We start from the raw sequence: 13,434 nt of genomic DNA, 5'->3' as shown, positions 1-13,434 counted from the left end.
AGACCCATTACCGCAGTGTCAGGTCGGGTGCTCTCACCCCCGCGCGGCGCACACTGCTAGCCGCGGGCCGGGAAGGGGAGCGCCTTCGGCTCACTTCCGAAAGGCCCCTTGGCTGTCATGCCTTCCCCTGTACGTGCCTCCGTCGTCACCACCCTGCGCGCCGCCGGCTGCGTCTTCGCCGAGGACGAGGCGGAGTTGATCCTCGCCGCGGCCCGTACACCCGCCGAGGTCACCGCCATGGTCGACCGCCGGGTCGCCGGCGAGCCACTGGAACTCGTCGTCGGCTGGGCCGGGTTCCACGGTCTGCGGATCACCGTCGAACCCGGCGTCTTCGTCCCCCGCCGCCGTACCGAGTTCCTCGTCGACCAGGCCCTCGCGCACGCCCCCGGCGCACGTCTCGTCGTGGACCTCTGCTGCGGCTCGGGCGCGGTCGGCGCCGCCCTCGCCGCGTCGCTGGACGCACCGGAACTGCACGCCGCCGACATAGAGCGGGCGGCGGTGCGCTGCGCCCGCCGCAACATCGCCCCGTACGGCGGCCACGTCCACGAGGGCGATCTCTACGCGGCCCTGCCGGACGGCTTGCGCGGACGGATCGACGTGCTCACCGCCAACGTGCCGTACGTGCCCAGCGACGAGGTCCGCCTGCTGCCGGCCGAGGCGCGCGAGCACGAACCGCTGGTCGCGCTGGACGGCGGCGCCGACGGTCTCGACCTGCTGCGCCGGGTCGCCGCGGAGGCGCCCCACTGGCTGGCCCCCGGCGGCGGACTGTTCGTCGAGACCAGCGAGCGGCAGGCCGCGGCGGCCGCGGCCGCCTTCGCCGGTGCCGGGCTCGACACCCGGCTCGCGGAGTGGGAGGAGTTCGGGACGACGGTGGTGATCGGCCGCCGGGGGTGAGGCGTGAGGAAGGTTGTGCAACTAGTTGCACAATGAGGGTCGCGTCGTCTACAACGGAGGCGTCCACCCGTGTGTCCGGAGGGTCCCGATGAGCCGTTACCCGCACCTGCTGAGCCCCCTCGACCTGGGCTTCGTCACACTGCCCAACCGCGTGCTGATGGGCTCCATGCACGTCGGCCTGGAAGAGGCCGAGAACGGTTTCGCGCGGATGGCGGCGTTCTACGCGGCCCGGGCCCGTGGCGGCGTCGGCCTCATCGTCACCGGCGGCATCGCGCCCAACGAGGCCGGCCGCCCGTACGAGGGCGGCGCCAAGCTGACCTGCGAGGCCGAGGCCGACCAGCACCGGGTGATCACCGACGCCGTGCACCGCGAGGGCGGCCGTATCGCCCTGCAACTGCTGCACTTCGGCCGGTACGCCTACCACCGGGACCTGGTGGCGCCGAGCCCGCTCCAGGCGCCCATCAGCCCCCATGTGCCGCGCGAACTCACCGACGCGGAGGTGGAGGAGACCGTCGAGGACTACGTCCGGGCCGCCCGGCTCGCCCGCCGGGCCGGCTACGACGGCGTGGAGATCATGGGCTCCGAGGGCTACCTCATCAACGAGTTCGTCGCCGCGTGCACCAACCACCGCACCGACCGCTGGGGCGGCCCGTACGAGAACCGCATGCGCTTCCCCGTCGAGATCGTGCGGCGGGTGCGGGAAGCGGTCGGCGAGGACTTCCTCCTCGTCTACCGGCTCTCCATGCTCGACCTCGTGCCCGGCGGCTCCACCCCGGAGGAGGTCGTCACCCTCGCCAAGGCGGTCGAGGCCGCCGGGGCGACGCTGCTGAACACCGGCATCGGCTGGCACGAGGCGCGCATCCCCACCATCGCCACCTCCGTGCCGCGCGGCGCCTACACCTGGGTCACCGAGCGGCTCATGGGCCAGGTGTCCGTGCCGCTCGTCACCACCAACCGCATCAACACCCCGGAGGTGGCCGAGCGGGTGCTCGCCGAGGGGCGTGCGGACATGGTGTCGATGGCCCGGCCGTTCCTCGCCGACCCCGACTTCGTCGCCAAGGCCGCCGCCGGGGCGCCCGACACCATCAACACCTGCGTCGGCTGCAACCAGGCCTGCCTCGACCACACCTTCAGCGGGAGGATCACCTCCTGCCTGGTCAACCCGCGCGCCTGCCACGAGACCGAGCTGGTGCTCACCCCGACCCGGCGGCGCAGGCGGGTCGCCGTGGTCGGCGCCGGGCCCGCCGGTCTCGCCTGCGCGGTCTCGGCCGCCGAACGCGGTCACGAGGTCGTCCTCTTCGACGCCGCCGGGGAGATCGGCGGCCAGCTCAACGTCGCCCGCAAGGTGCCCGGCAAGCAGGAGTTCGACGAGACCCTGCGCTACTACCGCACCCAGCTCCGGCTGCGGGGCGTGGAGGTACGGCTGAACACGTGGGCCGGGGCCGAGGACCTCGCGGAGTACGACGAGGTCGTCGTCGCCACCGGAGTCACCCCGCGCGTCCCCGAGCTGCCGGGCGTCGACCACGGAAGCGTCCTCGGCTACCTCGACGTGCTGCGCGACGGCGCCCCCGTCGGCGAACGGGTCGCGATCCTCGGCGCCGGCGGCATCGGCTTCGACGTCGCCGAGTACCTCACCGACGGCGGCGAGGGCGCGAGCGCGGACCCGGCGACGTACTTCCGCCACTGGGGCGTCGACATGGAGTACCGCACGCCCGGCGGACTCACCACGCCGAAGCGGCCCGCGCCGCCGCGCACCGTGCACCTGCTCCAGCGCAGGACCACCAAGGTCGGCGCCGGGCTCGGCAAGACCACGGGCTGGATCCACCGCACGGAGCTGAAGCACCGCGGCGTCACCATGGTCCCGGGCGTCACCTACCGGCGCATCGACGACGCAGGACTGCACGTGAGCGTCGACGGCGCCGACCGCGTCCTGGAGGTCGACACGATCGTCCTGTGCACCGGGCAGGAACCCCGCCGCGAGCTGTACGACGCCCTGGCCGCCGCCGGACGCACCGCACACCTCATCGGCGGCGCCGACGTGGCCGCCGAGCTCGACGCCAAGCGGGCGATCCAACAGGGCACCGAGCTGGCGGCGGCCCTGTAGGGGCGGCCCCTCTCCGGGGAGGGCTCTTCCTAGGATGACGTCATGTCACTCCCGCACGCGATCCTCACCGCCCTGCTCGAGAAGCCCTCGTCCGGGCTGGAGCTGACCCGCCGGTTCGACATGTCGATCGGCTACTTCTGGTCGGCGACGCACCAGCAGATCTATCGCGAGCTGGGAAAACTGGAGGGCCAGGGACACATCAGGGCGCTCCCGGCCGAGCAGCCGGCCCGCGGGCAGAAGAAGGTGTACGAGGTCCTGCCCGCGGGCCGCGCCGAACTGGCCCGCTGGACCGCCGGGTCCCAGGACCCCAAGCCGCTGCGCGACACCCTGCTGCTGCGGCTGCGTGCCGCCGCAGTCGTCGGCACCGACGGGATCGAGGACGACCTGCGCCGCCATCTCGTCCTGCACGAAAGGCAGTTGGCCGAGTACCGGGAGATCGAGGAGCGCGACTTCGGCCCCGGCCGGGACACCGCCCAGGACCGGCTGCGCCATCTGATCCTGCGCGCGGGCATCGACCTGGAGACCTTCTGGATCGGGTGGCTCGCCCACGCCCTGGAGGAGTTCGGCCGGCTGCCCCCACCGGAATAGGGGCCGGTGAGAGGTGTCCGGCGGTCAGAGGTGGTGCGGGCGGCGGGTGCGGCGGCGCAGGTACCACGCGGTGGCGCCCACCCCGGCCGTGACCAGGAAACCGCCCGCCACCTTGGTGAGGGTGCCGTAGTCGCGGACCGATCCGCCGATCCCGCCCATGACCCCCAGCGACGGGGACACCGCGGGCGAGGGGGTCGCGGGGGAGGGGGTGGCGGGTCTGCTGGTGGCCGACGGCGAGACGATGATCGGCTGGGTGCCCGCGGTCGAGCCGTTGGCGCACACCACGACCACCGTGAACGTCCCGCGGCCGACGTTCGACCAGGCCGCGGACTGGGTGCCGTTCGCCTGCGACAGCGCGGTCTGCCGGCCCTGGGCGAAGTTCGACTGCCCCGGAGAGAGCAGCGAGGCGTTGCCGAAACTGCCGTTCACCTGCTTGCAGGCGGTGGTGGCCACCGACACCGTGGACCCCGCGGTGCTGACCGAGATGCCCGCGGCGGTGGCGGGCGAAGCCAGGGCCAGCGGCAGCGCGGCGGCGGCCGCGGCCAGGCCGGCGCGGGCCGATATCTGAGATCTACGCATGGGACTGCCCTCCAGCGGCACGGCCGGCGGCACACCATTGCGCCGCCGGGATCGGGGAACGTTCGTGCCGCCTCGAAGCGATCTCAGACGCCCCGGGGGCGGACCGCATCCGGACGGCCCCCGGCCAGGTGAACCTTTCCGTCGTCCGGCGCACGGTTTCGCCGCGGGATGGACATGGGCGGGGCGGGCGCCGGGGCGCGGACGGCGGGGGAGTGTGCGGCGGACCCGCGCGGCTTCGTATGCTGAACCCCCACGGGGCGTGAACTCCGCCGTCCGCGACGGCAGTTCGCGCCCACGGCGCGGACCGCTGTCGTCGCTGAGCCCGCGCCGGCGCGGACGGCCGGGGGCCGTGGCCGGGTACGGCCCGGCCCCCGGCCGGTCACCCGAACGGCTCCGGCCGGTGTCGGGGAGCGCTCCGCCGGGCGGTGCGTGATCGGCGCCGTCCGGCGTGAGAGGGTCCGTAGCCGTGCGTTACACCACCTCGTTGTCGCTGGTGGCGGCCAGTGCCGCCCTCCTCGCCCCGGCCGGACCGGCTCCGGCCGGGCCCGTCGCGGCCGTCCGCCCGCAGGCGCCCGCACCGCTCCCGCCGCCCGGGGCGGCGGAGCACGGTGCCGGCCGGGGGCACGCCCCGGTGCCGCGGGGTGACGGGGTCCCGTCGCGCTCCCCGGTCTTCCACGACCGCGATCGCGGCCGGGAGCGGCCGGTCCTCGGGCGGCGCGGGGAGCGCGAAGCCGGAGAGGGGCGCGAGGGGCGGGTAGCCGCGGCCGATCTGCTGGCCGAGACCCGGCACTGCACCCCCGTCTCCCACGGGCGTTTCCGCAGCGACGCGGGGGCACGCGCCGACATCCCCGTGTGCGGCCGGCACGGTGCGGTGTTCTGGAAGGCCGACATGGACATCGACTGCGACGGCCGCGCCGGGCGGCGCTGCAACCGGCGGACCGATCCGCAGTTCACCCGGTCCACCGCGTTCCAGGGGCCGGACGGGCGCCGGCTCGACGCCGAGAAGGTGCCGTACATCGTGGTTCCCGAGCCGAGCCGGCTCTGGGACCACCGGGCGGACGGGGTCCGCGGCGGTTCCGTCGCCGCGGTGATCCACGGGGACCGGGTGCAGTACGCGGTGGTCGGCGACACGGGACCGCGCGACATCATCGGCGAGGCGTCCTACGCCACGGCCAAGAGCCTCGGCATCCGCCCCGACCCCCGCGGCGGCGGCACGGACGACGACGTGACGTACGTCGTCTTCCCCGACTCCGGGGTGCCCTCCGCCGGCGACCGCGAGACGACGGCGGAACGCGGAGAGGAACTCGCCCGCGAGTTCCTCCGGAGGTCGAGCGGCACCCACGCACCGGGGGCCACCCCCCACACCCCCTAGCAAAGCGAGGGGCTCCGCCCCACCACCGGGAACCTCCGGGGCTCCGCCCCGACCCCGGCGGGGGCCGCGCCCCCTGCACCCCCCCCACAGACGTGAGGGGCTCCGCCCCCGAGCCCGCTCCCGGGCTCCGCCCGAACCCCCGAGGGGGCTCCGCCCGAACCCCCGAGAAAGTCCGGGGCTGCGCCCCGCCCCGTGGCCCTCCGGGGCCGTACGCCCCCGGCCCACCCCGGCCAACTCAGGGGCGCGGGACCGTATCGATGTGCGGCTTCGCCGCGTGGGCGCGACCAGCCACCCCGCCACCCGCACCCGCCGACGCACCGCACCGCACCGCACCGCCGAGCTCTCCCGCAGGGGTGCGCCCGGCCAATCAGGGGTGCGGGCCCCGGCAGGAACGCCCCCTCACTCCTTCCGGTAGGAATACGCCTCCGCCGCCGCGGACTCCACCGCGGCCACGTCCGCCCCGGCCGACGCCGTCACCACCGCCGCGACCGCGCCCTCCACGAAGGGGGCGTCGACCAGGCGGGTGTCCGGGGGGAGTTCGTCGCCCTCCGCGAGCAGCGCCTTGACCGTGAGGACCGCGCTGCCGAGGTCCATCAGGATCGCGACGCCCGCGCCGCGGTCCACCGACGCCGCCGCCGCGGAGATCAGCTCCGCGCTGGTGCCGAGGCCGCCGTCCGCCGTGCCGCCCGCAGGGGCTACGGGCGCCGTCGGACCGCCGCCCGCGAGACCCTTGGCCAGCTCCGCCACCGACGCCGCCACCGCCGCGCTGTGCGACACCAGCACCACCCCGACCAGCCGCCGCTCCGTACCTCCACCGCTCTCACTCACCGCGCGCCTCCTGAAGTGCCGCGATCAGCAGCGCGGCCGAGGTCGCGCCCGGGTCCTGGTGCCCGACGCTCCGCTCGCCGAGATAGCTGGCCCTCCCCTTGCGGGCCCGCAACGGTGTCGTGGCGACGGCACCCTCCTCCGCCGCCGCCCCGGCCGCGGCGAACGACTCGCCGAGCGCCCCGACCGCCGGCACCAACGCGTCGATCATGGTCTTGTCACCCGGCGCCGCCCCGCCCAGCTGCCGCACCGCGTCCACGCCGGTGCCCAGCGCCTCGGCGAGCTGCGCCTCGGAGACCTCGGCGGCGTCGCCGAGCGCCTTGCCGGTGCGCCGCAGCAGCGTCCCGTACAGCGGCCCGGACGCGCCGCCGACCGTGGAGATCAGCTGCCGTCCGGCCAGCGTGAGCACGGCCCCGGGCGTGTCCGGCGCCTCCTTGTCGAGTACGGTCACCACGGCGCGGAACCCGCGTTGCAGATTGCTGCCGTGGTCGGCGTCGCCGATCGGCGAGTCGAGGGCGGTGAGCCGCTCGGCCTCACGGTCGACGGACGCGGCGGTCGCCGCCATCCAGCGGCGGAAGAAGTCGGCGTCGAGCATGGATCTCCTTGCGTGGTACGGATGTTGCGGGCGGCAAGACGTGGGGGCTACCTGCCCCAGCGCAGCCCCGGCGTGCTCACCGGCGCGTCCCACAGCCGCAGCAGCTCCTCGTCGATCTGGCACAGGGTGACGGACGCGCCCGCCATGTCCAGGGAGGTGACGTAGTTGCCCACCAGCGTGCGGGCCACGGCCACGCCCCGCTCGGTGAGCACCCGCTGCACCTCCGCGTGGAAGCCGTACAGCTCGAGGAGCGGCGTCGCCCCCATGCCGTTGACGAGCACCAGGACCGGGTTGCGCGGCTCCATGTCCTCCAGGATCGCGTGCACCGCGAAGTCCGCGATCTCCCGCGAGGTCATCATCCCGCGCCGCTCGCGCCCCGGCTCGCCGTGGATGCCGATGCCCAGCTCCAGCTCCCCGGCGGGCAGGTCGAAGGTGGGGGTGCCCTTGGCGGGGGTGGTGCAGGCGGACAGGGCGACGCCGAAGCTGCGCGCGTTGTCGTTGACCTGCCGGGCGAGCGCCTCGACCCGCTCCAGCGGCTGGCCCTCGTCCGCCGCCGCGCCCGCGATCTTCTCCACGAACAGGGTCGCGCCGGTGCCCCGGCGGCCCGCGGTGTAGAGACTGTCGGTCACGGCGACGTCGTCGTTGACGAGGACCTTGGCCACCTGGATGCCCTCGTCCTCGGCGAGCTCGGCCGCCATGTCGAAGTTGAGGACGTCGCCCGTGTAGTTCTTGACGATGAAGAGGACGCCCGCGCCGCTGTCCACGGCGGCCGCGGCCCGCACCATCTGGTCCGGGACGGGGGAGGTGAAGATCTCGCCGGGGCAGGCCGCCGAGAGCATGCCCGGGCCGACGAAGCCGCCGTGCAGCGGCTCGTGCCCCGAGCCGCCGCCGGAGACGAGGGCGACCTTTCCGGCAACCGGCGCGTCCCGCCGTACGATCACCCGGTTCTCCACGTCGACGGTGAGCTCGGGGTGGGCGGCGGCCATCCCCCGCAGCGCGTCCGCGACCACCGTTTCCGCGACGTTGATCAACATCTTCATGGGTACCTCCGGTGAGCCGGGCAGGCCTCGCTCCGGCCTGCGTGCTGGGCCGCTCCTATCGGCAGTATCTGCCCCGGAACGGCGAAGGTCACCTGTGACGACGGTGGGGGAGGTGCCCGGCGGGCCGGATGGGCCGGCACCCGTCCCTGCCCGGCGGGCCGGGAACGCCGACACCCCCCTGGAGGTCCCAGGGGGGTGTGGAGCGGTGGAGAACCGTCCCGGTGGCGCGGGGGATGTGACCACCGGGACGGTGTCGGGGGGAGAGGCGCCGGGCCTCTCAGGCGGGCGCGCCCACCGCGACGTCCGTGGCGTCGTCCGGGCGCACCTGGCCGTCCTCGTCGAGGTCCGGCGGGACCGTCGAGAGGGCGCTGGCGTGCAGGTCCTTCGTGCGCAGCATGGTGAAGCCGATGACCGCGGCGACGAAGCCGAGGATCGCGCTGAAGGTCATGGCGCCGTGGAAGGCGTTCATGAACGCGTCCTGGCCGGCCACGAGGACCTTGTCGCGGAGCGGGCCCGCGGCCTGCGCGACGGCGTCGAGGCCACCGGCGCTGATGCCGTGCGCGGCCTCGTTGGCGGCGTCGTCACCCATCTGCTGCCCCACCGCGGAGCCGGTGAAGTCGTCGGCCACGCTGTGCTGGAAGTAGGCGCCCACGGCGGCGATGCCGACCGCGATGCCGACCTGCTGGAAGGTCTCGTTGATGCCGGAGGCGACACCCGACTTCGCGGGCTCGGTGACCCCGATGGCCAGGGCGGCGCGGGCCGGGTTGAAGGCACCCATGCCGAAGCCGGAGATGACCAGCGCCGGGATGAGGACCGTCCACTTGGAGTCGGCCTCGGTCATGTTGAGGAAGAGGATGCCGACGGCCATCACCAGGGTGGAGCCGCCCAGCAGGATGCGGAAGGGCACCTTGCCGATGAGGCCGCCGCCGAGCGCACCGGCCACGAACATCGCGCCGGTCAGCGGCAGGAAGCGCAGACCCGTGCCCCACGCGTCCACGTGCAGCATGTTCTCGATGTAGCTGGTCTCGAAGAACACCGACGGCAGGGCGCCGGCGTTGCCGATCATGGCGACGAGGGAGATGCCGATGAAGGTGGGGCTGCGGAAGAACGCCAGGTCGATCATGGCGCGCTCGCCCAGCCGCTTCTCGATGAACACGAACAGCGCGAGGAACACGGCGCTGGCGGCGTAGAGGCCGAGGGTGGTGGCGCTCTTCCAGCCCTCCACCGGGCCGCGGATGGTGGCGTACACCAGGGCGGCCAGGGCGACGCTGAAGGTGGCGAGCCCGGCCCAGTCGGTGGGGTGGGCCTTGGGGTTGCGCGACTCGCGCACTCGCAGGGCGCCGATGACCAGGGCGATCACGCCGACCGGCACGTTGATGTAGAAGATCCAGCGCCAGGACAGGGAGTTGATCAGCGAGCCGCCGATGAGCGGACCGGTGGCCACGGCCAGACCCACGGCCGCACCGAACGCGGTGAAAGCGGTCGCGCGCTCCTTGCCGTGGAACTCGTGGCTGAGCATGGCCGGGCCGACGGCGAACATCACGGCGGCGCCGACACCCTGGATCGCGCGGAACCAGCTCAGCGCGTTGGCGCCGTCCGCCAGACCGCAGGCCAGGGAGGCGACGGTGAAGACGGCGAAGCCGACCTGGAAGAGCTTCTTGCGGCCGATCCGGTCGGCCAGCGAGCCCGCCGCCACCAGGAAGATCGCCAGCGTCAGGGCGTAGGCGTCGAACACCCACTGCAGGTCGGCGAAGCTGCTGCCCAGGGACTCGTGGATCTGCGGCAGCGCGATCGAGACCACGCTCAGGTCGAGCATCAGCATGAACGAGCCCAACGCGACGATCCCGAGCGTCCACCACCTCGTGGGGGACGGAGCGCGTTCTGCGGACATGCGGGGAACCTTCCAATCAGCTGGCGTTGTAGATGATGGAAATCTAGATGATTGGAAAGCGATGCGTCAACGCGGGTCCGCCGAACGGGCCGTGAACGGTCATCGGCCGGGCGGCGAGGGGGAGTTGGGGGAGCGGAGCGACCGGCCCCGGACGTGGGAGAACCGGTCGCGGGTGGGCTGAACCAGGCCCCCGGACATGCGAGAAGGGGTGCCCGGCCGAGCCGGACACCCCTTCGCAGGGTTTCGTGGGGGCCCGCGGGGCCCCGCGGACGTCTCGCGTCAGTCGGAACAGACCGACGCCGGCCAGCGGCCCGCGAGGAGCCTGCCGAGCATGCCGCGCAGCGCCTCGCGCTCGCCGTCCCCGAGCGCGCCGAAGAACTCCGCCTCCACCTCGGAGGCCACCCGGTCGGCGGTCGCGAGCGCCTCGCGGCCGGAGTCGGTGAGGATCAGGTTGTAGCGCCTGCGGTCGGCGGGATTGCGCCGCCGCTCGACGTGCTTGTTGCGCTCCATCTCGTCGATCACGGTCACGACGGTGGTCGGGTCCAGGTTGAGCAGCCGGCTCAGGTCCTGCTGGGAGAGCTCGGGTCCGCCGGCCAGGGCGGCCAGCACGAAGAAGTAGCGGATGCGCATGCCGACGTCGGCCAGCGCCTTCTCGGCGTCCTCGACCAGCACCAGACCCGCCTTGTGCAGCAGGTAGCCGGGGCGCTCCGCGATGAGGAAGTCCTCCCGCAGGGACTGCCGCGCCTCGGGCCGTTCGGCGTTGCCGGTGCGCGCCATGAACCCGCTCCTCTCGATCATACGAAACTTCTACCATCAAGATAGCAATGTTTCCCGGGAGAGATCCAGTCCCGCCGGCCGCGGGGTCCCGGGCGCCCGGTCCGCCGCCCGCGTCGGGGCCCGCGGACGCCGGGGACCTGCGCGGTTTCCCGGCCCGGCGACGCTCGCGCGCGCCCGATACCCCGCCCGCGGCCGCCGCACCGGCGGGGGCCGGCGGCCCGGCTTGTTCACACCGCTGTTGCAAAGCCGGCGGCCGTCCACCCATGAAATGGCAAAATCTGCCGGGCTCCCGGGCGGTCCGGCGCGCGGTGGAATCTCTGGTTCACCCGCGCCCTGCCAGGTCGGTCGGCTATCCGGGGCGCGCGGTATTGCCCCGCCGAACTGTCTCGGTAAACCGGAACGTGACCTGGGTCACATGATTTCGGAATAGCGGCCCTGCTACGCTCTCGCCCCGTTGGCCGGAACGTCACGCACAGTGGCTTACGGAAGTGCATTGTGTAGGCTCGATTTCGAGTCACGGGCCGTCGACCAAAGAGTCCGTACCTGAGGCAGCGGGGGTAGCTTCGAGAGAAGTGACGGGGAATAGCACAGAGGAGTCTTTGTGACCCGTCGTGGGGTCACGGGGGAAGAATCAACACCACACCATCAATTGCAGGCTGTCGTCAGGCATCGTGCTGACGCCGGGGTTCCGCGCGCCCGTTTGCGCTGGTCAGCCCTGGTGTAGATGCCCTCGTTCGGCCTCCCACACTTCTCGTCGTCATGCGTTGCGCCCGGTGTGCACCGCTTTTCGGCGTGCGCTGTTTCGATGTTCCCGGCCGCCCGTCGCCGTCAACAGGTCGGCCGGCCGATCCGCCCTGCCCTTTCGTCAGATGAATCCCACACCTCTTGCGCGAAACGGAATCAGACGCGTTATGACCCAGTTAGAAGCCGAGTCACCCACCGTCACGTCCCTCGCATTGGCGGAGTCGCTCGAGAAATGGTTCGGGGACCCCGGCACGGAGTCCAACTCCCTCAATTTTTCCTCAGCTCTGGAACTCGACGAGCGCAATGAACTGCCGGCCGCGGGAATCGATCGGCTACGTAGGTTCGGATTCAACCGCTTTTTCGTCCCGGAGCAACTCGGCGGTAACTTGCGGGCCGCCGAGGACATCCTCATGCTGACCCGTGCCATCGCCCGCCGGGACATGAACGTCGCCGTCAGCGAGAGCACCCAGGTGTGGATGATGCTCGCCTGGATCGGCGGCACCCCCGAGCAGCAGGCCAAGCACGCGGCCACCGTGCTCCAGGGCGGAGTCATCCCGTGCCTCGCCTACTCCGAGCCGGAACACGGCGCCGACCTCGCGGCCAACACCTTCCGCGCCACCCCCGACGGCGGCCAGTACGTCCTGTCCGGTGAGAAGTGGCCCATCAACCGCGGCCGCACCTCGACCCACGTCGTGCTGCTCGGCACCACCGGCGACGAGACCACCCCGGCCAAGCGACAGCAGTCCATGTTCCTCGTCGACCGCTCCACCGTGCTCTCCGGCGAGGTGACCGGCGTCCCGCGCGTCCCCACCTACGGCCTGCGCGGCTGCGACATCAGCGGCGTCGCCTTCGACGAGGCCCGGGTGGACAGCTTCGCCCGGCTCGGCGCCGAGGGCGAGGGCCTCGAACTCGCCCTGCGCGGACTGCTCATCACCCGCACCTTCTGCACCGGTCTCTCCCTGGGCACCGGCGACACCATGCTGCGCACGGTGGGCGACTTCCTCTCCGAGCGCGTCCTGTACGACGGACCGGCCAGCGAGATCCCCTACGTCAACGAGTCCCTCGCGAGCGCCTACCTCAGCCTGCTGGTGGCCGAGTGCGAGAGCCTCGTCGCGATGCGCGGACTGCACCTGTACACCGAGCAGTTCAGCATCTGGGGCAACCTCGCCAAGGTGCAGGTCGCCCGCCTGGTCGACTTCAGCGCCAAGGCACTCGCCCGCACCCTGGGTGCCCGCTACTTCATGCGCGCCCACGAGCACGTCGGCACGTTCCAGAAGATGTACCGCGACAGCGCCGTCGTCTCCGTCTTCGACGGCAGCGAGCCCGTCTGCATGGACAGCATCGCCCTCCAACTGCCCGCCCTGGCCAAGGCACACGGCCACGACCGGGACGAGGACTGGCGCCCGCTGTACGACCTGCGCGCCGAACTGCCCGTCTTCGAGCCGCACCGGGTCAGCGTCTTCGGCCGCGGCCGGGACGCCACCTTCGCCAGCCTGCCCGCCCTGATCGACCGCCTCGCCGCGCTCACGCCCACCGCCGGCTGCGACGCCGAACGGCTGGCCACCCTGCGCGCCCGCGCCGAAGGCCTGTGGGACGAACTGGACGCGCTGCTCGCCCGGGTCCAGGAGGCCCGCCGCACCCCGGCGGACGCCACGGCGACGACGTCCGCCAAGACCACCTCGCCCGCCCTGATCCGGGTGGCCGAGGAGCTGAGCGCCCTGCACGCCAAGGTCGCCGCGCTCGGCATCTGGCTGTTCAACCGCGACCACCTCGGCGCGTTCTTCGCCGACGGCGTCTGGCTGGAGGCCGCCCTGGCCCGCGAGCAGGTCCACCAGTACGGCACCGGCGACCTCGACCCGGCCGCCGCCCGGACCCTCGCCGCCGAGATGCACCGCCAGCGCACGGCAGGCGAATACTTCTCCCTGCTCACCGTGCGCATGGCCGCACCCGGCGCCCCCGAGGAGGGCGGCACCGACACGCCGGCCTCCCCGCCCACCGCCGCCTGACCGTCACTCACCCCCACCC

The 13,434-nt window shown here is 73.0% G+C and carries 11 protein-coding genes; 5 read left to right on the top strand and 6 right to left on the bottom strand.

What is annotated here, in order from left to right; genetic code table 11:
- The first annotated feature begins 117 nt into the window (after positions 1-117).
- From OIE12_RS03760 to OIE12_RS03750, 3 genes are all read left to right on the top strand, one after another.
- Positions 118-894: a putative protein N(5)-glutamine methyltransferase gene (locus OIE12_RS03760; RefSeq protein ID WP_329131692.1), complete on the top strand. Its 777-nt coding sequence runs from the start codon at positions 118-120 to the stop codon at positions 892-894.
- Between the two features lie 88 nt (positions 895-982).
- On the top strand, positions 983-2,998 hold the full coding sequence (locus OIE12_RS03755; protein WP_329131690.1) for an NADPH-dependent 2,4-dienoyl-CoA reductase: 2,016 nt from the start codon (positions 983-985) through the stop codon (positions 2,996-2,998).
- Between the two features lie 42 nt (positions 2,999-3,040).
- Entirely contained in the window at positions 3,041-3,586 is a 546-nt protein-coding gene (locus tag OIE12_RS03750; protein WP_329131688.1) for a PadR family transcriptional regulator, read from the top strand.
- Positions 3,587-3,610: 24 nt separating this feature from the next.
- Here OIE12_RS03750 and OIE12_RS03745 read toward each other — a convergent pair whose 3' ends face one another.
- Positions 3,611-4,165 (bottom strand): hypothetical protein, encoded by a 555-nt coding sequence (locus tag OIE12_RS03745; RefSeq protein WP_329131686.1) that lies wholly within the window; start codon positions 4,163-4,165, stop codon positions 3,611-3,613.
- A 466-nt stretch (positions 4,166-4,631) separates the two neighbouring features.
- On the opposite strand from OIE12_RS03745, the gene OIE12_RS03740 reads away from it, so the two are divergent.
- The gene (locus tag OIE12_RS03740) at positions 4,632-5,537 is read left to right on the top strand and encodes a glycoside hydrolase family 75 protein (protein WP_329131684.1); all 906 of its coding nucleotides are present in this window, start codon (positions 4,632-4,634) and stop codon (positions 5,535-5,537) included.
- A 399-nt stretch (positions 5,538-5,936) separates the two neighbouring features.
- On the opposite strand, the gene OIE12_RS03735 is transcribed toward OIE12_RS03740, so the two are convergent.
- The 5 genes from OIE12_RS03735 to OIE12_RS03715 form a co-directional block, all read right to left on the bottom strand.
- Positions 5,937-6,365 carry a PTS-dependent dihydroxyacetone kinase phosphotransferase subunit DhaM gene (locus OIE12_RS03735; protein ID WP_329131682.1) on the bottom strand — a complete coding sequence of 143 codons (429 nt, stop codon included), beginning with the start codon at positions 6,363-6,365 and terminating at the stop codon, positions 5,937-5,939.
- Entirely contained in the window at positions 6,358-6,957 is a 600-nt protein-coding gene (dhaL, locus tag OIE12_RS03730) for a dihydroxyacetone kinase subunit DhaL (protein WP_329131680.1), read from the bottom strand. Before dhaL ends, OIE12_RS03735 begins: the two co-directional genes overlap by 8 nt.
- A gap of 47 nt (positions 6,958-7,004) precedes the next feature.
- Positions 7,005-7,997, bottom strand: a complete 993-nt coding sequence (gene dhaK, locus OIE12_RS03725) for a dihydroxyacetone kinase subunit DhaK (RefSeq protein WP_329131678.1) — start codon at positions 7,995-7,997, stop codon at positions 7,005-7,007.
- 277 nt (positions 7,998-8,274) lie between these two features.
- Complete coding sequence (locus tag OIE12_RS03720; RefSeq protein ID WP_329131676.1) at positions 8,275-9,888, bottom strand: MFS transporter; 1,614 nt, start codon at positions 9,886-9,888, stop codon at positions 8,275-8,277.
- A 279-nt stretch (positions 9,889-10,167) separates the two neighbouring features.
- Positions 10,168-10,602 (bottom strand): MarR family winged helix-turn-helix transcriptional regulator, encoded by a 435-nt coding sequence (locus OIE12_RS03715; protein WP_443054022.1) that lies wholly within the window; start codon positions 10,600-10,602, stop codon positions 10,168-10,170.
- Positions 10,603-11,576: 974 nt separating this feature from the next.
- On the opposite strand from OIE12_RS03715, the gene OIE12_RS03710 reads away from it, so the two are divergent.
- Positions 11,577-13,415 (top strand): acyl-CoA dehydrogenase family protein, encoded by a 1,839-nt coding sequence (locus tag OIE12_RS03710; RefSeq protein ID WP_329131671.1) that lies wholly within the window; start codon positions 11,577-11,579, stop codon positions 13,413-13,415.
- Positions 13,416-13,434: the final 19 nt, after the last annotated feature.

It is taken from the genome of Streptomyces sp. NBC_00670 (assembly GCF_036226765.1).
Classification (GTDB): Bacteria; Actinomycetota; Actinomycetes; order Streptomycetales; family Streptomycetaceae; genus Streptomyces.
The sequence above is the reverse complement of the archived record's forward strand: the minus strand, read 5'-3'. Positions and strand labels throughout refer to the sequence as shown.

Bases quoted from the DNA above. Each gene is read 5' to 3' on its own strand.
- OIE12_RS03760 (WP_329131692.1), top strand. From the start codon at position 118: ATGCCTTCCCCTGTACGTGCCTCCGTCGTCACCACCCTGCGCGCCGCC.
- OIE12_RS03755 (WP_329131690.1), top strand. From the start codon at position 983: ATGAGCCGTTACCCGCACCTGCTGAGCCCCCTCGACCTGGGCTTCGTC.
- OIE12_RS03750 (WP_329131688.1), top strand. From the start codon at position 3,041: ATGTCACTCCCGCACGCGATCCTCACCGCCCTGCTCGAGAAGCCCTCG.
- OIE12_RS03745 (WP_329131686.1), bottom strand. From the start codon at position 4,165: ATGCGTAGATCTCAGATATCGGCCCGCGCCGGCCTGGCCGCGGCCGCC.
- dhaL (WP_329131680.1), bottom strand. From the start codon at position 6,957: ATGCTCGACGCCGACTTCTTCCGCCGCTGGATGGCGGCGACCGCCGCG.
- dhaK (WP_329131678.1), bottom strand. From the start codon at position 7,997: ATGAAGATGTTGATCAACGTCGCGGAAACGGTGGTCGCGGACGCGCTG.
- OIE12_RS03720 (WP_329131676.1), bottom strand. From the start codon at position 9,888: ATGTCCGCAGAACGCGCTCCGTCCCCCACGAGGTGGTGGACGCTCGGG.
- OIE12_RS03710 (WP_329131671.1), top strand. From the start codon at position 11,577: ATGACCCAGTTAGAAGCCGAGTCACCCACCGTCACGTCCCTCGCATTG.